The sequence below is a fragment of the Christensenella tenuis genome (assembly GCF_014287795.1).
GTDB lineage: Bacteria > Bacillota > Clostridia > Christensenellales > Christensenellaceae > Christensenella > Christensenella tenuis.
Genome location: NZ_JACOON010000005.1, coordinates 217,469 through 239,788, shown reverse-complemented (window position 1 = coordinate 239,788; position 22,320 = coordinate 217,469). Strand labels below are relative to the sequence as shown.

Below are 22,320 nucleotides of genomic sequence, written 5' to 3'. Positions count from 1 at the left end.
TTTCTGATTGCCTTGGTTGCGCGGTGGCAAACTCAATGATGTCATCTCGTTTGGAGGGCTAAAAGGCCGTTGTTTCATATGGCCTGCAAAGGTGTATCTGTAAGTAGCGGGTAAATCCGTACCATACTACATATCACGGAAGGGGCGAACTAAATGAACATCAATATTTCGGGGAAAAACATCACTGTTTCAGGCTATCTGCGCCGCGTTGTTGAAAAAAAGGCTGGAAAACTGGAACGCTATTTCAAGCCCAACACCGAAATGCAGGTGACGCTCTCAATCGAGAAATCCCGGCATATCGCAGAGATTACCGTAGTCGCGGAAGGCGTTGTGCTGCGTGCGGAAGAAGCGACGGGGGACCTGTACTCTTCCATCGACGTTGCTCTCAAAAAATTGGAGCGGCAGATGCGCAAGCACCGTACCAAGCTCGAAAAGCGGCTGCATGAAGAGGCGTTTACGAAAGATACCGTATACGATTACTATGAAGAGAATTTTGACGAAGATGAACCGCATATCGTGCGCAATAAAAAATTTGCGCTGCGGCCCATGGCCGAAGAAGATGCTGCGATTCAGCTCGAACTTTTGGGACACAACTTTTATGTATTCCGCAATGCGCATACAAGCGAGGTAAACGTCATCTATAAGCGTGCCGACGGAAATTACGGCCTGATCGAGCCGGAATGATAAAAACAGAAAAAGAGCTGCGGATTGCAGCTCTTTTTTATTTTAGAAACCCTTCAATGATTTTTGTTTCCGCCTGCTTTTCCGTGAGCCCAAACGTCATCAGCTTGATGATCTGTTCTCCTGCGATTTTACCGATCGCCGCTTCATGAATCAGTGCGGCGTCTACATGCCTTGCCGTAAGCTCCGGAACCGCGCTTACCTCAGCTCCGTCCATAATGATCGCATCGCATTCCGAATGTCCGCTGCAAACGGCATTTCCATAAATACGCGAACGAAACAGTTGCTTCGAGGCTCCCTTGGCAACCGATCGTGAAACAAGATCCGCTCCTGATCCGTCTCCGTTAAGCTCTACTTCGAAATCGGTGACTGCGGACTGGCTGCCGTGCGTCATGATTTTTTCACGGATCACAAGCCGCGCTCCCTCTCCAAGAACCGCCCGCGTAATCCTTTTGGTGCTGTCCACACCCTCGATTTGAGTGGTATCCATTTCCATAAACCCATCTCTGGCGATTTCGGCAATGGTTTGCGGATTAATTACCCGCTTTCCCGTTCCTTCCCCGATTCCAATATGTTTTTCCAGATAAAGCACGTGCGCGCCCGTTTCAACAAAAAAGCGATGGATTCCATTGTGGCGGGAGTCTCCTTCTCCATCCGTATGGATTCCGCAGCCCGCAATGATGATTACATCTGCACCCGCTCCAATATAAAAATCATTGTACACGAGGTCGTCCACATCGCTGTGTGTCACGCAGGCGGGAATATATACCTTTTCCCCTTTTGCTCCCGCATCAACAATAATATCGATCCCCGGCTTATCCGTTTTGGATTCGATCCTGATATATTCTGAACTCTTCCGCCCTGCGCACAGGCTGTCCTCCCGGATGTTATATGCCCCGTCCGGTTTACCGAACAGGTCGGAAACAAGCCCCAGTAATTTTTGCGTAACTTTATTCATAGCCGTCCCTCCTGCTGCGGGCAGAATATCTGCTTTTGTTCCCCAAGCAGCATAGGGAAAATCTCTGCTTTGGGCCCATGATGCCTGATTTCCCCCTCTGCCACTACGACAATTTCATCCGCAATGGCAAGAATGCGTTCTTGATGCGAAATCACCAGCACCGACCTGCCTTTTTTTCGCAAGCCTTTAAATACGTCGATCAGACTGTTAAAGCTCCACAGGTCAATGCCTGCCTCCGGTTCGTCAAAAATCGTAATCCTCGCATCCCGCGCGAGTGCCGCCGCAATCTCGATCCGCTTGATTTCTCCGCCCGAAAGGCTTGCATCAATTTCGCGTTCCGTATAGTTTTGTGCGCACAGGCCAACCTCCATCAGGTAATTGCATAATTCTTTTTCGCGCAGCTTTTTTCCCGCTGCAAGTTCGAGCAGGTCGCGTACCGTAATCCCCTTAAACCGCACCGGCTGTTGAAATGCATAACAAATTCCAAACCGGGCGCGCTGCGTAATTCCCATATTTGTAATTTCACATCCATCCAGGAAAACAGCACCCGCAGTAGGCGTTTCAATCCCGGAAACAACTTTAGCGAGCGTCGTTTTTCCTCCCCCGTTCGGGCCTGTTACCACGACAAATTTTCCGTCGTCGATCTTGAGGTTGACGTTCCTCAGGATCTCCTTTTGATCTGGCAGCCGGAGCGATACATTTTTTAGTTCCAGCATTTATTTTCGCCTGCCTTTCCGCAAATTCGTTAGCAATCGCTAACTCAAGCATACCACGTTCCGCTTCCTTCCGCAATGCAGGCCCTCCCCCGCCAAGATTAAAATTATATCCGGGGAAATCCTATTCTTTTTTCCGTTTGCGGAAACTCCTTCGCATAAGTAAACACCATGACGTTCGCCCCCGCGTCCGCAAGTACTTTCATACATTCCCCTACCGTTGCCCCCGTGGTAAATACATCATCAATGAGAAGGATATTTTTCCCTTCCGGCTGCGCGCCTTCCGCAAGGATGAACGCATCGTGCACATTGCGCCATCGCTGCTGCGCGCCAAGCTTATATTGGGGCCTGGTCTCGCGCCCGCGCACGAGCATCGTCTCACACGCAATATTGAGCAGCATCCCCAAATGGCGGGCCAGGAGTTCGGATTGGTCATATCCCCGCGTCCTCCTCCGTTTTTTGTGCATCGGTACAAAAGTAACCGCATCCGCATTTACCTCATAGCCGTCGAGGAATTCCGCCATGCGCTGCGCCATAAACAGGGAACAATGCGGGGAGTCGTTGTACTTCAGCCTGTGAACGAGCGTCCGCACAACGCCGCCGTAACGGTATGCATATAAAATGCCGCCCGCAAAACCATCCCGGTTGCGGAGCTCATCCTCTTCCCGTGCACATTCCGCGCATACGAGTTCCCCCTCCGGAAGCTCCCGTTCGCAGTATATACATTTTGTGCCCGCGTGCATTACCTGCCGCACAAAGTCAATCCATTTACCCATTTGTCAACCTGTCAAGATACATCAATTCCCGTTTTAATACCGTTGCGCGTTTTCCCTGCCATACATTTCCGATCATATGCCGGAATGTGTGCATGCTGCCCGCAATAAGGACTTTCTTTTTCGCGCGCGTCACGCCGGTATACAGCAAATTGCGCGTTAAAAAAGGCTGTGCTCCATACATCATAGGCATCAGGATCACGTCGAATTCGCTTCCTTGCGATTTGTGGATGGTGTAAGCATACGCTCCATCCAACTCCGAAAGCGCCATTGTCTCGTACTCACAGCGCTTCATATCTTCAAAAAGTACGTCCACCGTACCCGCCGCAATCCCTGTTACGGTGCCGATATCGCCATTGAACACGCCTTCGCCAAGCGTGAGGTTTGTATCATCCCGCCATTCGCGTGCATAATTGTTCTTTATCTGCATCACACGGTCTCCCTCGCGGAACGTCCGGTCCCCGAACACTATCTCCGCTTTCCCCGCCCTTCCAGGATTCACCCGTTCACGGATCGCGGAGTTAAGCGCCACGGTTCCAAGGTCGGTCCGCTTAATCGGAGCGATCAGCTGTACATCCACGCCCTTTTTCGCGTAAGCTTCATATTCTGCGCACAAAAGCTCGCGCACTTCATCTATGCCCGAACATTCCCGGAATTCAAAGGAATCGTCGCACAGCTCCGGCACCTTTCCGTTGAGAATATCGTAAGCGGCATCCGCAATACTGCCCGCGTTACGGAACCGATGCGTTAATTTCACGCACGGGACCACACCGGAATCAATGATATCGCCCATTACGTTGCCCGGCCCGACGGACGGAAGCTGGTCCGCATCGCCCACCAAAATCAGCCGCGCGCCCTCTGGAAGCGCCTTCAGGAGGTTATGGAACAGAAACACATCCAGCATGGAAACCTCGTCCACAATGACCGCGTCTGCCTCCAATGGATTTTCCTCATCCCGGCGAAAATAGCAGTTATATTCATCCTCATTATAAGAATACTCCAGCAAGCGGTGGATAGTCGCCGCCTGCGTGCCCGCCATTTCCTGCATTCTCTTGGCTGCACGGCCAGTGGGGGCGGTAAGGCTGCACATAAGGCCCAGGCCACCGAGAATGTTCAGCACTGCTTTCAAGATCGTCGTTTTGCCTGTTCCCGGACCGCCTGTGATAACGCATATGCGGTTTTCCACCGCCGCCCGGACCGCGCGCTCCTGTTCCTCCGTCAATGAAAATGCATCGCTTTGCTTTTTCACCAGCCGGTCTAAATTTTTAACGCTGTCCGGCGCAGAAGTTTTCGCAAGCGCAATAAGACGCGCGGCGCACCGCGTCTCCGCATGATAGGCAGATGCAAGGAACACGACCTGCTGATCCGGATAATATTTTTTTAAAACGACTTTCTTGGCAAGCACAAGAGCCAAAAGCGCTTTATTGACCTCCGGCTCCGCGACGTTTAAATTTTTTGCGACGTGTGGAACCAGCTGTTTCCTGCGTACATAGGTACTGCCCTGTGCAAGTACCTTTTGCAGTACATTCAAAATGCCGTTCTTGATACGAAACGGCGAATTTTCGCCTACGCCGATATGAAGGGCAATCCGGTCTGCTGTAAGGAAGTCGATGCCGCGCACATGCTCGATAAGAATATATGGATTCTCCCGTACAAGCTTTGCCGCATCGTCCCCGAGCGCGGCAGCCGCAGCCGTCGCCTGCCGTGCAGTAAGGCCCATGCCCATCAGGTCGGAATAGACGTATTTTTTGCGCGCATATTCTTTCATCGCCCCGTGTACACTGTCTGCGAGGCGGCGCGACACTCCCCGTATCCGCGTCAGCTCTCGATGATCGTTTTCAATCACGTCAAACGTATCTTCACCGAATTCCTCCACAATGCGTGTGGCAAGCACTTCCCCCAGCCCCTTGATGAATCCGCCGGACAGGAAAAGTACAATATCATTCAGGTCATGCGGCAGGGCGCTTTCGTAAGACTGTACCGCAAACTGGGTGCCGTATTTCGCATGGTTTTTGAATATACCAAAAAAGCGCGTACGCTCCCCGGGCTTTAAATCGGGCATGTTGCCCACTACAATAGTGGGCTCGTCCGCCTCGATTTCCGCCACGGTATAACCATCCGCGCTTTCATAGATAATGCTTACAACCGTACCTTCAAGTTCTTCGCTCAAATTTCCTTCTTGATGGCCTCAACCATGTCAAGCCTCTCCCACGGCAGATCCAGATCATCTCTTCCAAAGTGGCCGTATGCCGCGGTCTGGCGATAAATGGGCTTTCTCAGCTGCAACTTTTCGATAATCGCTTTCGGGCGAAGGTCAAACAGCTTTGTCACGATGTCCGCAATTTCCGTGCTGTGTTTTTTGCCCGTGCCGAATGTTTCCACAAAAACCGATACCGGACGCGCTACGCCGATCGCATAGGCAAGCTGGATTTCGCAGCGGTCCGCAAGGCCTGCCGCAACCACGTTCTTCGCCACATAGCGCGCCGCGTAAGCCGCGCTCCGGTCTACCTTGGACGGATCCTTGCCCGAGAACGCGCCGCCGCCATGACGGCCCATGCCGCCGTATGTATCGACAATAATTTTACGGCCCGTGAGTCCGCTGTCTCCCTTCGGTCCGCCAATCACGAAGCGTCCTGTCGGGTTGACATAGATTTTCGTATCGTCATCCATCATATCCGCGGGAATCATAGGAGTAATCACGTGCTCGATCATATCGCGCCGGATCTGTGCCTGCGTCGCTTCCGGATCATGCTGGGTTGAAATGACGACCGCATCCACACGAACCGGGTTCCAATTCTCATCGTATTCAACCGTCACCTGGGATTTTCCGTCCGGACGGAGATAATCGAGCGTACCGTTTTTCCTCACCTCCGCAAGGCGGCGGGAAAGCCTGTGCGCAAGATAGATCGGCATCGGCATGAATTCAGGCGTCTCATTGCATGCGTAACCAAACATCATGCCCTGGTCGCCTGCACCGTTTTCCGCATCATCCTGGTTCTCACGCGTTTCAAGCGCTTTGTCAACGCCCATCGCGATATCCGGCGACTGTTCGTCGATAGACGTAATCACGCCGCACGTTTCACCGTCGAACCCATAATCCGCTTTGTCAAAGCCAATTTGCTTGATTGTTTCGCGGGCAATTTTTGCGATGTCCACATACGCATTTGTTGTAATTTCACCGGTAACAAGCACGAGGCCCGTATTAACCGCCGTTTCACATGCCACGCGGGCATTCGGGTCCTGTTCCAAAATTGCGTCCAGCACAGAATCCGAAATCTGGTCGCATACCTTATCCGGATGCCCTTCCGTAACGGATTCCGAAGTAAATAATCTTCTCATATTGTTCCTCCATTTATTGATACACAAAAATGTATGATTTCACTAATTACTTATTATACCAAAGGGATTTTCCCTTTTCAATGGTAAAAAAATAGATACATTGCCGTATCTATCGCTTTTTTCCAGTTTTATTTGAACACTTTTACTGATAATCAATAAAAGTGCGGCCATGGTGCCCGAACACCTCGGCATGAACACCGTAAAGTTTTTCGATCAGTTCTGCATTAATAATTTCATCCGGCTTTCCCTTACATAGGATTTTTCCTTCAAACATCACGTAGATACGGTCGCAGTACTTCGATGCAATACCAAGGTCGTGCAACGCGGCAAGGATTGTTTTTCCTGAATTTTTCATCAATTGCAATGTCCTGATCTGACTGCCGATGTCAAGATGATTGGTCGGCTCGTCGAGTATAATCAACCCGGTATCCTGAACAAGAGCACGGGCGATGAGCACCCGCTGCTTTTCTCCGCCGGACAGGTTCAAAAAGCTGCTTTTCAAGAAATCCTCCATCTCCACCGTGCGTACCATTTGCTGCACGGCGGCAATATCGCTGTCCGAAAGCGGCTCCATCATCCTTTTATACGGATACCGCCCCATGGCGACGACTTCCTCCACCGTAAAATCAAAATTCGTATTGTTTTCCTGCGCAACAACCGCAATCTCCCGTGCCATCTGGCGATTGGTCATGTGAGCGAGGTCACAGCCGTTTACATAGATCTTGCCCCTATCAGGTACGGCAACCTTGTAAATATTTTTCAGCAACGTAGATTTTCCGCTCCCATTTGGACCAATAACGCCTACAAATTCGCCTTTTTTTACCTCGAGCGATACCTTTTTCAATATTTTGAAGTCGCGCACCGCATATTCCAGTTCGTGGATATTTAGAACCGTTTCCTTACTCATGCTTTTTCCCCAAATGAATATTTTCTCGCTTTGAGCATCCACAGGAAGAGTGGCGCGCCAATCATGGATGTCAGAATCCCAATCGGAATTTCCTTGGGCGCGTCGAACATACGCGCGCCCACATCCACCCAGATTAAAAAAATCGCGCCAATCAGGACAGAGAGCGGAATCACTTTTCTATGGTCCGCGCCCACAAGCGACCGTACAATATGGGGAATTACCAATCCCACGAAACCGATGCAGCCTGCGACCGCAACCGTAACGCCAGTGAGGATCGCCGTAACCACAATCAAGATATTGCGTACCAGAGTAAGATTTACACCCAGCGTCACCGCAGCGCCATCACCCATCATCATTGCGTTGAGAGGAGCGGAAAGGCAGGACATAGCGATAATTCCCGGCCCGGTTACAATAGCAATCGGGATAAGCTCCGTCCACTGTACACCCGCAATTCCCCCGAGCAGCCAAAAACTTGTTTCCCGTATTTTCGTATCATCGGGCGCATTATAGACCACAAAATTTGCAAAAGCGCCAAACATGGCAGCCACCGCCATACCGACAAGAATGAGCGTAATGGGCGTTACCGAACGTCCGCTTCGTGAAAACGCATAGACGACTGTAATGGCAAGCATTGATCCCAGGAAAGCGCCTGTCTGTACCTTGAATAAACCAAAAATGGCAAATCCGCCGAAAATAATGGCGATTGTCGCGCCAAAATACGCACCTGAAGAAATTCCGAGCACATATGGATCTGCGAGCGGATTTTTGGTCAGAGCCTGCATGGCGACACCAGCAAGAGAAAGCCCCGCCCCCACCATAGCGCCAAGCAATACGCGCGGCGTCCGCAAATGCCACACGATATTCTGCGTATTTTCCGCCACAGCGGAGATATCCGTCCCCAGCAGTTTGCCGAACATCACGTTCCACACCGTATCAAAGGAAATCCCAACCGGCCCTATTCCAATGCACAGGATGACGGACAGGAGCAGGATCACCCCTAAAACGATGCAGCACAGCGTCGTATTTTCTTTTGCATAGACGCTTAGTTTTTTCATATTAGTCAGCAAACAGGTCCGGGTGGAAACCCTTGGCAAATTTTTCGATCGTATCCGCTATCCGTGCGCTTGCGAATACCTCCGGCAGCGTGATCACAAGGAAATTTTCCTCCTGCACCGCTTTAAGGCCGGAAAGCGCGGGATTCGTCTTTAGTTGTTCGATTTTTTCTTCAAGAGGCGTCCCGCTGTAATCATTGATGACAATGATGTCTGGATCCGCCTCCACGACCGCTTCCCAACTGACCGTGTTCCATGTCTTCTCCAAGTCTTCAAATACATTGACTCCTCCCGCGTGACGGATCAGCTTGGAAGTAAAGTTGTTGCCCGGGGTATAAGCTCCGCCGTCCATCTCCATATCGAAATTAAATACCTTTACGGGCTCCACATCTTTTACCTTTTCTTCTACGGCAGAAATTTTCGCTTTCATTTCGTCTACGATTTCATTTGCCTTATCTTCTACCTGGAAAATCTTCCCAAGGTTATAGAAATCCTGGTAGACATCTTCTACATCTGCCCCAAGCTTATAACCTTCGATAGATGACAGTGACATGATGCCGTTTTCTGTGAGTGTATCATGTGATGCAATACCGTTTTTTCCAAATGCGGAGCTGCGGCCATAGATGAAATCCGGATCAAGGTCCAGTACAACCTCAAGTGAAGGCTGCCCCTCTTCGGTTAGGCTTGGCTTGGATTCATACTCCTCGCGGTATTCCTCCGCTACCTGAGCATTGTTATAACTTGTGGCAATAATCTTATCGCCAAGCCCAAGCGCCATCAGTTCCTCGCCCGCGTTCGGGTTTGCCGCAATCACACGCTCCGGAACGTGGGTGAACGTAACGACAGCATCTTCGTACGTTGTAAGCTCAAAGGGAAATACAGCATCAGCCGTGGCTTCCGCCGCTGCCGAAGCCTCCGGAGCGGACAACGTTGTTTGCCCGGCCGCCTCGGGCGCAGATGTTCCCGTTTCCGTTCCGGCGCCGCATGCCGCAGCCCCGAAAGCCAGCACCGCTACAAGCGCGATGCAAAGAATACTCTTTAATGTTTTTTTCATTATCCTTCCTCCTCTTCAGTAAACAGTTCTGGATGAAATGTCTTGGCAAATTTTTCAACCGTCCCCGCGATACGCGCGCTTGCAAATACCTCGGGCAGTTCTACTATAATAAAGTTTTCTTCCTGTACCGCTTTGAGACCGGAAAGCGCGGGATTCGTCTTTAACTGCTCGATCTTTTCCTCAAGCGTCGTGTTGCCGTAGTCATTGATAATAATAACGTCCGGATCCGCTTCTACGACCGCTTCCCAACTGACCGTGTTCCAAGTGTTCTCCAAATCTTCAAACACGTTGACCCCGCCCGCGTGACGGATCAGCTTGGAGGTGAAATTATTGCCCGGCGTATACGCTCCGCCGTCCATCTCCGAATCAAAGTTGAATACCTTAACGGGCTCCACGTCCTTTACTTTTTCCTCTACGGCCGTGATCCTCGCTTTCATTTCGTCCACCACTTCATTTGCCTTATCTTCTACCTGAAAGATCTTGCCGAGGTTATAAAAGTCCTGATAAACGTCTTCCACATCTGCGCCGAGCTTATACCCTTCGATAGAGGACAGCGACATGATACCGTTTTCCGAGAGTGTATCGTGTGATGCGACGCCTTTTTTACCAAAGGCCGAACTGCGGCCATAGATAAAATCCGGATCAAGGTCCATCACGACTTCAAAGGATGGCTGACCTTTATCCGTAAGACTCGGTTTGGATTCATATTCCTCGCGGTATTCCTCCGCTACTCGAGCGTTATTGGAGCATGTCGCAATAATCTTATCGCCAAGGCCGAGCGCCATCAGTTGCTCGCCTGTGTTCACGTTTGCCGCAATCACACGCTCCGGAACGTGGGTGAACGTAACGACAGCATCTTCGTACGTTGTAAGCTCAAAGGGAAATACAGTATCAGCCGTGGCTTCCGCTGCTGCCGAAGCCTCCGGAGCGGACGACGTTGTTTGCCCGGCCGCCTCGGACGCAGATGTTCCCGTTTCCGTCCCGGCGCCGCATGCCGCAGCCCCGAAGGCCAGCACCGCTGCAAGCGCGATGCAAAGAATGCCCTTTAACGTTTTTTTCATTTCTTCTCTCCTCTAAATTCAAATACTGGGCGCATCCGTCTTTTGCGCAGGCGCACCGTGCCTCAAATAAAAAATGGGCAAATGCAGTAATTTTCCCGCATTTGCCCGTTTTTTACAAATGATACTTTTCTGTCGATCTTAGTCTGTAACTCGCAAACCATCCAATCGTCATTTTGCAAGCCGGTCTTCTGACTCGAACATCCTTGCAAGCTATCCGCCTTCCCAGTCTCCCAGTGGCAATTGGATAGCCGCTCCGTCCTTACAGCGGCGGTACCGTACGGGATTCTCACCCGTTTCCCTGACCGGCAAAGCCGGTCGCAAGCAAAAACAATATTCAATTAATTCCGTAATGTATTATTATACAGTGCCATATCTATTTGGGCAAGGTTTTTTTCTCTCTTCTTTTGAAAATTTATATTCATTTACCAATTTTGCAGGCGGGAAAAGTATAAAGCAGGGGGCTAAGATTGCCCCCTGCTTTCTGCCTTTTCCGAATCTTACGCCCATGGCACCATACCTGGGAAAAAAATGCTCGACAGCATGAGCATAATAAAGCCGGCAACACAATTTCCAAGAATCACCAGCGGGATTGCCTTGGCAGGTTTTAATCCAAGCACGCTCGCAATAAGGGATCCCGTCCACACGCCCGTTCCCGGAAGAGGGATAGCGACAAAAATAAATACGCCGAGATAGCCGTATTTTTCAATGTTTCCTTTGTGTTTATCCACCTTTCCCATCAGCCAGTTGGCAAAACGGTTGAATAGCTTTACTTTGCTCCCCTGCATCCACCGAATGATCTTTTCAATAAAAAATACAATGAACGGCGCGGGAAGGCATGAGCCTAAAAGCGCAATAAAATAGGTTGTCCAGAACGGTACGCCCAGCCCGAGGCCAAGCGGAATCGCCCCCTTGAGCTCTATAATCGGCAGGATGGATGTGCCGAATACGGTCCAAAGACTGCTTGCAGGAACCATAAAATTACCCCTTTTCCACAAAATCAACACCAATGATACTATATCTGTGGTATAATTTCAATGAAATGCAAAGCTTGTTTAGAAACTATTAAGGATTTTTGCCGATGAGAAAAATATTGGGCGCACTGCGCAGGGCGGACGAACGCTTTTCCATGATTGCCCCAGGAGACCGCGTTGCCGTCGGGCTGTCCGGCGGAAAAGATTCAATGCTGCTGCTGTACGCGCTTCATTTATACCAAAATTACGCGAAAAAAGACTATGATTTACTGGCCATTACCGTTGATCTCGGGTTTGGGAACTATGCCACGGACGTTATGCAAAAATACGCGGATACTCTTGGCATTTCCCTGCATATACTGAAGACAAATATTTCAGAAATCGTGTTTGGTATCCGTAAAGAAAAAAACCCCTGTTCCCTATGCGCCAAAATGCGCAAAGGGGCTTTTTACGAAAAGGCAAAGGAGCTTGCCTGTACCAAGGCCGCGTTCGCGCATCACGGCGACGACGTAATCGAGACGCTGCTTATGAGCCTGATGTATGAAGGCCGCATGAATACCTTCTCGCCCAAATCTTATCTTTCACGCAGGGATATCACGCTTATTCGCCCGTTTGTGTTCCTGCGGGAGAAGGATATTGTTTCCGCGGTAAAAAGGCAGGACATTCCCATTGCAAAAAATCCCTGCCCGATTGACTTCTCCACCAAGCGCGAACAGGCAAAAGAGATTGTGGACTATTTGAATACGCTGTACTCCGGCGCGGCCGACAACATGCTCAATGCAATCAAGACGGCGGATACCTACAATTTGTGGGATAAGGACTGGGAGTTTTAGGCTTTCTTGCGGAACCAAATTCCACAAAAAAGCCGCTTATTCCGCGGCTTTTGTTTTTGGCGCTAGTTATTGCGCTATGTAGTACAGGTCAAGCATTTTGCCCAAAAGCTCATCCTCGTCCATTACGAAATAATCGAGCTCCGGCGGATTACTGACAAGCGGATCCGGGAACTTTTGCCAGCTCTCGTCCGTTTCCTCGAACGTATCCATCTTAATTTCATCAATAGAACCGATCTTATCGAGCACGCCCGCCATAGCGACGATCTGGTCGAGGTTCAGGTTCGTCTGGATTACATTATTGGCAAGCTGTGGAAACAACTTGGTAGCCGCCTGTACAGCGCCCATATTTTTGATTTTTTTGGCAAGTGCCATCATGAAATCCTGTTCGTGGCGCTGGCGGTCCATTTCACCGCCGACCATCTGTTTCCTGTTCTGCAAATACAGGCGCACATTGTTTCCTTCCAGGTGAATGGTCTCTCCCTTGCTTCCAATATCTGGATAATCCTGGTCGAGCGTCACCTCTATCCCGCCGAGCGCTTCCGCAAGATCGGACAGGTGTTCCAGGTCAATAGATACATAATAGTCCACCGGGATATCAAGCTGGCCGTCGCATTCGATGAGATCCTTTACCGCAAGCATGGAATTATCTGCTCCGTGCTTCTCCGGGTCATTTCCTCCCGCCACTACATATGCGTGATTGATTTTTGTGACCATGGTGTCGTCTTTAATCTCGCCTGTTTTGCTATCCGCATAATGCACCTTGGTGCGCGTATCGCGCGGGATTGACGTAAAGGTAATTTGGTTATTCTGTACATCCATTGTGCACAGCATCAGCATATCTGTACGCGCGCCTGTCGCATCTTTTACTTCCGTGCCGTCCCAGTCAACGCCCAGCATAAGGATGCTGATCGTATTCGCATTTTTCTGGTATGTTTGGCCGTCTATCCGAATTGTTTCCGCCGGCGTATCCCCAGTGAGGATGGATCCTTCCTCCTTCGGTTTCACCTCATCCGGCCCGGCAGATACAAACGCCGCCATCGGATTTTCCTTCAGCCCGGAATACGTATCGATCAATGCGTATCCTACTCCGCTCGCGCAAATGACAAGCACAATCAAAACCGCAAGCAGGGCTTTGATCTTTTTATGATGATTCAAGGTCTTTCCCCTCCAAATTTGTTCTCATTCCATTTGTAACTCAGCCTTATCTATCATAATCCTTTTTTTCATGAAATGAAATTTTTTTTTGCATTTTAACAAAAATTTAACAATATCGCTCTCCATAAAATAAGGGCCGCATAATCATTCTATGCGGCCCTTGCATCATCTTTGTATCATTTTGTTTCCATGTCATGCGGGCGTGTAATACATGCCGATCATCTTATCCATCAGTTCTTGCTCGTCCATCATGTAAAAGTTCAGATCCTGCCCCATATATTCGTCATACGCATTTTCATAATCCCCCTGCTCCATCACGGAATGCTCGATATCGTCGAGTGAAACCTTGTCGAGCACACCCGCCATGGCGACTACCTGGTCGAGCGAAAGATTCATGTGCACTACATCCTGAAGCTGGGTGAACAATTTGGATGCAGACTGTACCGCGCCCATTTCCTTAATCTTTTTGGCAATTGCCATCATAAAATTCTGCTCGTGGCGCTGGCGGTCCATCTCGCCGTCATCCATCTGCTTGCGGTTCTGCAAATACAGGCGCACATCATTACCCTGCAGGTTTACCACGTCGCCTTCGCTGCCAATGTCCGGATAATCCTGGTCAAGCGTCACCTCTACCCCGCCGAGCGCATCGGCAAGGTCCGAAAGATGCTCGAGGTCGATCGAGATATAGTATTGGATGGGAATGCTTAACTGTCCATCGCACTCAATCAGGTCTTCCGTCGCGCGCATCGCGTTTTCCGCACCGTAGCCCTTCGTCATCCCGCCGATATTATAGGCATGATTCAGCTTTGTAATCCAGCTTTTATCGAGAATTTTCCCCGTGTCCTTATCTACATTATGCACTGTGGTGCGCGTATCGCGTGGAAGGGAGGTCAGCGTAATGCTTTCCTGTCCTTCTTCCAGGTTCACAGTGCATAGCAGCATCATGTCGCTGCGCTCGCCCTGCGCTGTTTTTGCCGCACTGCCGTCTGAATCGATGCCCAGCATCAGTACGGTGATGACGTTCGGATTTACGGTATATTCTTTTCCTTCTATCGTCACAGTCTTGACATCTGCATTTTTATCAAAATTGATGGCGTCCGTCTCCGCGGCCTGCGGCGCCGCCGTATTGAACGCCGCAATCGGATTCGCCCTCAGGTTCTGGTACGTCCCATAAAGGGACGCGAAGATAAAAACGGCTGCAATAATAAGTACAATCAACGCAACCAGCAATCCTTTGATTTTTTTGTGGTGGTTGGTCCTCTTTACCTGTTGGTTCAAAACCCCTTCTCCTTCAGTTCGTTCTTGATAGGTTCTATACTAATTCATTTTTTTCCGTCTGGCGCAGCTTTTTCGCAATGTTTACAAAAAATTAAAAAATCCGCCGCCGATACAAGAAAAGTTGCCCTCCGCCGGAGGGCAACTCCTGTTTTTATTTCACTCAATACCCCTGGTTATAATAATCGCCCCGGCGGTAATCGTATACAGCGCCCGCACTGTATACGTCGATGCTCTCAAGAGCCTTGCCAGTACCGATCGCAACGCACGAAACGGCATCCTCCGCAACATAGCACGGAATCTTAGTGCGCTCTGTAAGCAGCCGGTCAAGCCCGTATAAAAGGGAGCCGCCGCCCGTCATACAAATGCCGTTTTCCGCAATATCCGCAGTGAGTTCCGGCGGCGTACGTTCGAGCACGCTGTGCATTGTCTCCATGATGCGGTTCAACGGTTCCTGCATGGCCTCGATTGTTTCATTTGAACTGATCGTAATTGTTTTCGGCAGGCCGGAAATCAGGTTGCGGCCAGTTACTTCCATATAAGCTTCTTCTTTTCTCGGGAACGCGCTGCCGATATTGATCTTAATTTCTTCGGCTGTCCGTTCACCGATCAGCATATTATATTTTTTCTTGATATACCTTGAAATATATTCGTCAAAGGTATCGCCCGCGATCTTAATGGAATCGCTGATTACCGCACCGCCAAGCGAAATAACGGCCATATCCGCCGTACCGCCGCCGATGTCAAGCACCATATTGCCCTGAGGCGCGCCGATGTCTATCCCAGCGCCGATTGCCGCCGCGATCGGTTCTTCGATCAGGCAGGTATGGCGCGCGCCCGCTTCTTCAGTCGCCTCAATGACAGACCTCTTTTCCACTTCTGTTACGCCTGAAGGTACGCACACGACGACGCGCGGCTTAAAGAACAGCCGTTTGCCGATTACCTTGCGCAGGAAATAACGAAGCATTCTTTCCGTATCGTGGAAGTTGGAAATGACCCCTTCGCGCAGCGGACGAACCGCCACAATGTTGCCCGGCGTACGGCCAAGCATGATACGCGCTTCCTCGCCGATCGCAAGCATACGGCCCGAAAGCCGGTCTACCGCGACCACCGAAGGCTCACGCAGCACGATTCCCTTGCCCCTGACATAAACAAGGACTGTCGCCGTACCAAGGTCAATTCCTATATCATTATAATTTCCGAATAAACCCATTATTCATCGAAGCCTCTCTTCTCGATTACTGGCTCTAGCCGGTTTTTCCCTGCACACAGACGTACACATAAAAAACTACTATGAGCCTACATATCATATATGATAATACATTGCAGTTTTTTTTTCAACTGTTTTGTTACGAAAACGTCATATTTTAGCGCTTTAGACGGATTCTTCCAGTGTTCTGTTCTTTATTTAAAATACATCCTGTTTGACCAAAATCCTTTTTATTTTCAAAGATGCGTTTTCTTCCCGATTCCCACAGCCAAAAATCCTCTTTCCCACACTCTCTTCTACTTGAACATCATTTCTTTTCCCGTTACAATAAAGGTATCTTGTTAAAAATCAATAAGAAAGAGTGGTAGGAATATGGATTATCAGAAACTGCAAAATGGCAGCGATATACGCGGAGTCGCTTTGGGCGACGATGCGAACCTCACGGAGCAGGCGGCGTGCGACCTTGCGGCGGCCTTTGCCAAATGGCTTGCCTCGCGCGGTATGGCAAACCCGAAAATTGCAATCGGTATGGATTCCCGTGTTACCGGCCCGGCCCTCAGGCAGGCATGCATCGAGGGATTTACGGCGATGGGCGCGGACGTCGTTGACTGCGGCATGGCTTCCACTCCGGCAATGTTTATGACAACAGTGACCGAGGGTTTCCTGTGCGACGGTGCGGTGATGGTAACGGCCAGCCACCTGCCCATGAACCGCAACGGCCTTAAATTTTTCACCAGGGACGGCGGACTTGAAAAAAGCGATATCGCGGAGCTGATCCGTATCGCGGCAGATATCGATTCTTCCGGTCCGGCAAAGGGCAGCGTTTCTGAAGCGGATTTCATGAGCGTATACGCCGGGATCCTTGTGGATAAAATCAAGGGGGCCACCGGGGAAGAAAAGCCATTCGAAGGCTTTAAAATCATCGTAGACGCAGGCAACGGCGCAGGCGGGTTTTATGTAGACAAGGTGCTCGCGCCTCTCGGCGCGGATACCGAAGGCAGCCAGTTCTTAAACCCGGATGGAACTTTTCCCAACCATATCCCGAACCCCGAAAATAAGGAAGCGATGAAAAGTATTGTGGACGCCGTGGTGAATACGGGGGCTGATTTCGGTATTATCTTCGATACGGATGTAGACCGTGCGGGAGCTGTGGATAAAGGGGGCAGTGTGCTCAATAAAAACCGTCTGATCGCGGCGATTTCAGCAATCCTCTTAAAAGAATTCCCGGGAACGACTATTGTAACGGATTCCATTACGTCAAGCGGGCTTGCGGAATTTATCGCCGGCCATGGCGGCGTACACCACCGCTTTAAGCGCGGCTATAAAAATGTAATCAACGAGTCGATCCGCCTGAACGAAAGCGGAACCGATTCCCAGCTTGCCATCGAGACGTCGGGGCACGCGGCACTCAAGGAAAATTATTTTCTCGACGACGGAGCATACCTTGTGACGCGCCTGCTGATTGAGATGGCCAAGCTGAAAAAGCAAGGCCACACGATCTCCGACCTGATTGCCGACCTTAAGGAACCGCTTGAAAGCGAGGAGTTCCGCCTGAATATCGGCGTCGATGACTTTAAAGCGTACGGCAACGACATGATTGCCGCGCTGGAGGCCTATGCAAAACAGCAGCCGGAATTTAATATTGCGCCCGATAACCATGAGGGCATCCGCATTTCCTTTGATGAAGCAAACGGCAACGGCTGGTTCCTTGTACGTCTTTCGCTGCACGACCCGCTGATTCCCGTTAATGTGGAAAGCGATGAACGGGGCGGCGCGCGGATTATTACGGAAAAGCTGTTCTCATTCCTGAAAGGATATGACAAGCTTGACCTGTCCCCCATTGAAAACTATCTGAAATAACACTGTTAACAAAAAAATAAGCAACCATAGGAAAAGACGGCTTTAAGCCGTCTTTTCTTGCGGCGGTTTCTCAAACCGCGCTACTTTTACTTATGATCTCAAGCATCAGTTTTGCGCCAATCCGGAACCCTCCCGCAAACGCTTCCTCTTCAATCACCCGGTTGAGATTTTGCTGCGCCTCAAGAAGGGTATCGAGCAACGGTTCGTTTTTAAATTTTTCGCAAATTTTTTCTTCCGTTTCCGCCAGGATCCCCTGTATTTTTGCATACTCCGAGCCGGGCATGATCCGGTTGTCCTGCAACCAATTCCAATATAAATCCATTATAATATCCTGCATAGCAAACCCTCCATACACAATATATACTATATAGTCACTATATGCAACTAGTTGTTTTTATATAGTGCTTATTATAAAATTTGAATATAAACAATATCTTTGCGGAGGAAATATGGCCATACCATACTTAAAAAATAGAAAACGGTTTACATCCTCTTTAAGGAATGAATTAGTTCCTTTGTTTGATGAGTTATCTAAAAGGACACGTATTCCGAAATCTAAACTATTAGATGAAGCTATTGATGATTTGTTGAAAAAGTACGGCCCAAAAAATAGCGCTAAATAACGACAATTTTTTCTTATTAAATCAATATTCCCTTCCAATCGGAAGGGAATTTTTATTTTTCTAATTTACTAAGTGCTTCTTCTTGCCTTTGGGTAGGAAATACGCTATGCAAAGTAGTACAGGAACTTTGATTGAGGCTCCCCTCAGGGGTTCATGTTTTTTTTAGGATCGCCAAAGAAGAACCAAAAAAAGCTCTTGCCGCCCATCGTCGGAACTCGTCCTTGAGCTCGCCTACCTGCTGCGCAGGCAGGTTCATCCGGCGGACGGTTCTTCCTTCTCCCCGTGCGACCCGCTGCGCAGGGCTCGTGCAGGGGCTCCTCAATAGCCATTACACAGCAAAAACCAAAACGGCATCTTTCTACAATGTTGAACAAACAAAGCTGAACTTTTTACTTTATAACCGCCGCAACGGTTGCGGCGGATATTACAGGGGGCCCCGCGAAAGCCCAATGAAATGGGTTTCGGGGGGAAAGGAGTAACCGCCCGAAAAGCGATGCTTTCGCCCGAAGGGCGAAACGAGCAAAAGGGCATGTTGCGACGTGCGACGTCGGTCGCAAAAGATCTTTTTGGTACTTTTTCAGATAGAAAAAGTACATGAGCTAATAAAGCGGTGAATTTTTATTTTTGATACCTCCCTGTATAGGGTTTCTCCCACCCAAAGGCGAGAATAGTCTCTATGCTAATCAAGAAAACAAGCGCTGCCGTGCGGTTCTTTTCGCACATCCGCATGAATGCGTTTTCATGCGCCACGTTTCTTCCACCCAAAAGCCGGCTTACGCCGGCGGCCGGAACCAAAAACATACTTACGCCTGTTTTTGATATTCCATGTAGGGTTTTCCCGTGAGATCCTTCCAGAGAAAAATACCGTTTTCATAGACCAGATAGCTGTGTGCGCTTCCTTCTTTGGGAATAGAGACAGACCCGGGGTTCATATACACGTAAGTCCCGTGATCCGTATATTTTGGAACGTGCGTATGCCCGCAAAGCAGGATATCACCCTGCCTTAAGGGCGGCAGGTTTTCCTCATTCCATACGTGCCCGTGCGTTGCATAAACCGTAAACCCATCAAAAAAGAACACACCGTAATCCGCCATGACTGGGAAATCGAGCACCATCTGGTCAACTTCCGCCTCACAGTTGCCACGCACGCATAGGATATTCTCTTTGACGCCATTGAGCATTGCAAGCACTTCTTTGGGTGCGTAACCATCCGGCAGACCGTTGCGGGGTCCGTGGTATAATAGATCGCCAAGCAGGAGCATCCGTTCCGCCGCTTCCCGCCTGCCGGCCTCCAGAAGCTGTGCGCAATAGTGCGCCGACCCATGAATATCCGATGCAATTAATAATTTCATTTGCTTCCCTCCCGATGAAAGAATGCGGCGCATCCCTGCGCCGCATTCCATTTATCCCTTGGTTATAACCTGCTCCTGTCGCCCATTTTATTGGCGCCGCCCGTTTGCCTCGGACGCGGGGGCTGCCTGTTGTCTCCGTCATCCTTTTCATCGTCTTCCAGCTCAAACTCGCGTTCGCGTCCGCGTGGTTCGTTATAAATTTTTTCAATTTTTTTCTTTTTCTTTTTATTATGCCGAATGACGGTAATAATCACAATCACAACCACGATGATTACAATCACCATGATGATGCCCAGCATAAGGGAACTGATTCCGCCCGGCACCTGGTCCGAAACTTCTTTTAAAGTAAAATTGTCTCCATTCTGTTCGAATTTCAGATACAGGTCCTTTGACGTTCCAGGCGTTTGCACCACATAGGAATCCCCATCTGCGGAAACAATTTTTGTAGTCGCTCCCTGCTGCACTTCTATATTCAGGATCTTCCCCTGCTCTACAGACGCTCCGGGTGCAAGAAAGCCCCACTGATAGGCTCCAATTCCCCCTTGGTTGAATACAAAGCGCCCCTTGCTGTCGGTTACGCCGGAAGTAAGCGCCGTATCTCCCTGATTGATCTGTACGCCCACACCGGCTACTTCATTGCCCGCCGCGTCCACAAAATCAGCCGTAAACTGAATTGCCCCTGCAATTCCCGCAGAAGCTGTCGCCGTTGCTTCAGGGGCAGGCGTTTTGCGCTCCCCCACCGCCGTAATCTGTAGCGCTTCTTCCGACATGAATACAACGGACATATACAGGTTTTGCGCGCCGCTTGCAATAGAGATATCGTACTTTCCGCCCATCGCCACTTCCTGAATGGCTGTCTGGTCCCCGCGTGAAAGCATGATACGGCCTACGCTCTCTTTTCCATCTTTGCCCACAATCGTCACATTATGGCTTTCCACTGTTACGCCCGGAAATGTTACCATGCCTTCTTTGTTGCTCGTTTGGGAAAGGTTATCCACTTTCACCGTATAACCGGAAGCAACCGCGCCGTTATCGTAGATATACATTGTCAGGTTGACATAATTCTGACTGTCGTCCGGCGTCTCTGTCGGCGAAGGAGACGCATCCGGCGTCGGCGCCGGGGTTGGGGCTTGTGTCGGCGCCTGTGTCGGCCGCTGCGTAGGAGCCTGCGTGGGTTCCTGAGTTGGTTCTTGCGTCGGCTCCGGCGTCGGTTCCTGGGTTGGCTCTTGCGTGGGTTCCTGCGTCGCCGTTTCCGTAGGTTCTGCGGTCTCGCCTTCCGCAAATGCCGCCATCGGCATCAACATCGCCAGCACGAGGGCCAGAACCACAATGATTCCCATTAATTTGGTATATTTTTTCATACAATTCCTCTCGATCTAAAAAAATCCCCTGTCTTATCATAGATGCTACAACAAGGCAGGGTTATTTTATAATGCCGGTTACTTTCCGCAGGACTCCTTGAGGTCGTCTTTTAATTTTTGCGGTACAGTAGAAAACAGCGTGCTGACTGACTCGCGTTCATGGATCCTGTAAACCGCTTCCGCGAAGAGCGGCGCAACGGAAACTGTTTGGAATTTTTTCTGGCCGATGATAAATGGATTTTCCACGCTGTCTGTGGAAATGACCGTCTCAATCGGGCTTTCATTGATCGCCTTCACGCCCTTTTCCCGCAGCATAATATGCCCCAGCACCGCGACAATACGCTTTGCGCCGCGCGCTTTCAGCATATGCGCCACATCGACGAGCGTACCTCCGGAAATGGAGAAATCGTCTACGATCATGCAATTCTTGCCTTCCACATTGCCAATTAATTCCAGGATATGCGCGTTCTCATCATGGTCAGTGCGCGTCTTATCGCCAATGGCAACGGGCAGTTTCAGATAATCCGCATACTTTCTCGCCGTTTTAGCAAAGCCCGCGTCCGGCGAAACGACTACAAGGTCTTCCATAATGTCCATGCCCTTGATATATTCGCACAGGATGGGCAGGGAAAGCAAGTGATCCACCGGAATTTTAAAGAAGCCCTGCACCTGGGCGCTGTGCAGATCCATGGTGATTACCCTGTCCGCACCTGCCGTCTCAAGGCAGTCTGCGCATACGCGCGCGCGGATAGAAACCCTTGGCTCGTCCTTCTTATCGCCTTTGGCATATCCGAAATACGGAATGATGGCCGTAACAGAGCTTGCACTCGCACGCTTGAACGAATCCATCCAAAATAAAAGCTCCACTAATTCGTTGTTGGGATCCAAACCAATAGGGAGCACTACATACACGTCTTTGTCTCGTACCGTTTCCTTGATACGTATAAAAATATTTCCATCGGAGAAGTGAATTACTTCCGACGCTCCTAAATCTGCCCCGAGATAGGCGCACATTTTCTTGGCGAAAGCAACCCCTGATGAGCCGGCAAAAATTTTTATGTCCGGGTTTCCGTTCAGCATAAATACCTACCATCCTTGTCGAAATCGTTTTAATACCTATTACTGATTATAGCACCCGCCCG

The 22,320-nt window shown here is 49.9% G+C and carries 21 protein-coding genes and 1 riboswitch; of the genes, 4 read left to right on the top strand and 17 right to left on the bottom strand.

Translation table 11 applies throughout. The annotated features are described in order from the left end of the window. The first annotated feature begins 153 nt into the window (after positions 1-153). Positions 154-684, top strand: a complete 531-nt coding sequence (hpf, locus tag H8S18_RS10660; RefSeq protein ID WP_186858248.1) for a ribosome hibernation-promoting factor, HPF/YfiA family — start codon at positions 154-156, stop codon at positions 682-684. A 37-nt stretch (positions 685-721) separates the two neighbouring features. On the opposite strand, the gene H8S18_RS10655 is transcribed toward hpf, so the two are convergent. The 10 genes from H8S18_RS10655 to H8S18_RS10610 form a co-directional block, all read right to left on the bottom strand. Beyond that, complete coding sequence (locus tag H8S18_RS10655) at positions 722-1,639, bottom strand: SufB/SufD family protein (RefSeq protein WP_186858247.1); 918 nt, start codon at positions 1,637-1,639, stop codon at positions 722-724. After that, complete coding sequence (locus H8S18_RS10650) at positions 1,636-2,355, bottom strand: ABC transporter ATP-binding protein (protein ID WP_186858246.1); 720 nt, start codon at positions 2,353-2,355, stop codon at positions 1,636-1,638. Before H8S18_RS10650 ends, H8S18_RS10655 begins: the two co-directional genes overlap by 4 nt. Positions 2,356-2,459: 104 nt before the next feature. Beyond that, entirely contained in the window at positions 2,460-3,128 is a 669-nt protein-coding gene (locus H8S18_RS10645; RefSeq protein ID WP_186858245.1) for a ComF family protein, read from the bottom strand. Continuing rightward, the gene (recD2, locus tag H8S18_RS10640) at positions 3,121-5,295 is read right to left on the bottom strand and encodes an SF1B family DNA helicase RecD2 (protein WP_186858244.1); all 2,175 of its coding nucleotides are present in this window, start codon (positions 5,293-5,295) and stop codon (positions 3,121-3,123) included. The genes H8S18_RS10645 and recD2 overlap by 8 nt, the downstream gene beginning before the upstream one ends. After that, the gene (metK, locus tag H8S18_RS10635) at positions 5,292-6,464 is read right to left on the bottom strand and encodes a methionine adenosyltransferase (protein ID WP_186858243.1); all 1,173 of its coding nucleotides are present in this window, start codon (positions 6,462-6,464) and stop codon (positions 5,292-5,294) included. The genes recD2 and metK overlap by 4 nt, the downstream gene beginning before the upstream one ends. 142 nt (positions 6,465-6,606) lie before the next feature. Next, entirely contained in the window at positions 6,607-7,371 is a 765-nt protein-coding gene (locus tag H8S18_RS10630; protein ID WP_186858242.1) for an ABC transporter ATP-binding protein, read from the bottom strand. Continuing rightward, positions 7,368-8,426 (bottom strand): FecCD family ABC transporter permease, encoded by a 1,059-nt coding sequence (locus H8S18_RS10625; RefSeq protein ID WP_186858241.1) that lies wholly within the window; start codon positions 8,424-8,426, stop codon positions 7,368-7,370. Before H8S18_RS10625 ends, H8S18_RS10630 begins: the two co-directional genes overlap by 4 nt. Before the next feature lies 1 nt (position 8,427). Further along, positions 8,428-9,477 carry an ABC transporter substrate-binding protein gene (locus tag H8S18_RS10620; protein WP_186858240.1) on the bottom strand — a complete coding sequence of 350 codons (1,050 nt, stop codon included), beginning with the start codon at positions 9,475-9,477 and terminating at the stop codon, positions 8,428-8,430. Continuing rightward, entirely contained in the window at positions 9,477-10,538 is a 1,062-nt protein-coding gene (locus H8S18_RS10615) for an ABC transporter substrate-binding protein (RefSeq protein ID WP_186858239.1), read from the bottom strand. The genes H8S18_RS10620 and H8S18_RS10615 overlap by 1 nt, the downstream gene beginning before the upstream one ends. 161 nt (positions 10,539-10,699) lie before the next feature. Beyond that, positions 10,700-10,876, bottom strand: a riboswitch (cobalamin riboswitch). A 159-nt stretch (positions 10,877-11,035) separates the two neighbouring features. Further along, positions 11,036-11,512: a COG2426 family protein gene (locus H8S18_RS10610; RefSeq protein ID WP_186858238.1), complete on the bottom strand. Its 477-nt coding sequence runs from the start codon at positions 11,510-11,512 to the stop codon at positions 11,036-11,038. Between the two features lie 104 nt (positions 11,513-11,616). Between H8S18_RS10610 and H8S18_RS10605 the strand changes: the two genes are divergently transcribed. Beyond that, positions 11,617-12,342 carry a tRNA 2-thiocytidine biosynthesis TtcA family protein gene (locus H8S18_RS10605; protein WP_186858237.1) on the top strand — a complete coding sequence of 242 codons (726 nt, stop codon included), beginning with the start codon at positions 11,617-11,619 and terminating at the stop codon, positions 12,340-12,342. A 66-nt stretch (positions 12,343-12,408) separates the two neighbouring features. Here the strand turns inward: H8S18_RS10605 and H8S18_RS10600 are convergent, their stop codons facing one another. The 3 genes from H8S18_RS10600 to mreB form a co-directional block, all read right to left on the bottom strand. Further along, a complete protein-coding gene (locus tag H8S18_RS10600) occupies positions 12,409-13,497 on the bottom strand; it encodes an LCP family protein (RefSeq protein WP_186858236.1) in 1,089 nt (362 codons plus the stop codon). Between the two features lie 192 nt (positions 13,498-13,689). Further along, a complete protein-coding gene (locus tag H8S18_RS10595; RefSeq protein ID WP_186858235.1) occupies positions 13,690-14,775 on the bottom strand; it encodes an LCP family protein in 1,086 nt (361 codons plus the stop codon). Positions 14,776-14,935: 160 nt separating this feature from the next. Then, on the bottom strand, positions 14,936-15,985 hold the full coding sequence (gene mreB, locus H8S18_RS10590; RefSeq protein ID WP_066522428.1) for a rod shape-determining protein: 1,050 nt from the start codon (positions 15,983-15,985) through the stop codon (positions 14,936-14,938). A gap of 369 nt (positions 15,986-16,354) precedes the next feature. Here mreB and H8S18_RS10585 point away from each other — a divergent pair, with 369 nt between their 5' ends. Then, a complete protein-coding gene (locus tag H8S18_RS10585) occupies positions 16,355-17,842 on the top strand; it encodes a phosphohexomutase domain-containing protein (RefSeq protein WP_186858234.1) in 1,488 nt (495 codons plus the stop codon). A 70-nt stretch (positions 17,843-17,912) separates the two neighbouring features. Here H8S18_RS10585 and H8S18_RS10580 read toward each other — a convergent pair whose 3' ends face one another. Further along, positions 17,913-18,179 carry a DUF6809 family protein gene (locus tag H8S18_RS10580; protein WP_186858233.1) on the bottom strand — a complete coding sequence of 89 codons (267 nt, stop codon included), beginning with the start codon at positions 18,177-18,179 and terminating at the stop codon, positions 17,913-17,915. Positions 18,180-18,291: 112 nt separating this feature from the next. On the opposite strand from H8S18_RS10580, the gene H8S18_RS15120 reads away from it, so the two are divergent. After that, positions 18,292-18,465 carry a ribbon-helix-helix domain-containing protein gene (locus H8S18_RS15120; protein WP_186858232.1) on the top strand — a complete coding sequence of 58 codons (174 nt, stop codon included), beginning with the start codon at positions 18,292-18,294 and terminating at the stop codon, positions 18,463-18,465. Positions 18,466-19,268: 803 nt separating this feature from the next. Here the strand turns inward: H8S18_RS15120 and yfcE are convergent. The 3 genes from yfcE to H8S18_RS10560 form a co-directional block, all read right to left on the bottom strand. Further along, complete coding sequence (yfcE, locus tag H8S18_RS10570) at positions 19,269-19,817, bottom strand: phosphodiesterase (RefSeq protein WP_186858231.1); 549 nt, start codon at positions 19,815-19,817, stop codon at positions 19,269-19,271. A 62-nt stretch (positions 19,818-19,879) separates the two neighbouring features. Further along, complete coding sequence (locus H8S18_RS10565; RefSeq protein WP_186858230.1) at positions 19,880-21,178, bottom strand: hypothetical protein; 1,299 nt, start codon at positions 21,176-21,178, stop codon at positions 19,880-19,882. Between the two features lie 78 nt (positions 21,179-21,256). Continuing rightward, positions 21,257-22,258, bottom strand: a complete 1,002-nt coding sequence (locus H8S18_RS10560; RefSeq protein ID WP_186858229.1) for a ribose-phosphate diphosphokinase — start codon at positions 22,256-22,258, stop codon at positions 21,257-21,259. Positions 22,259-22,320 lie beyond the last annotated feature (62 nt).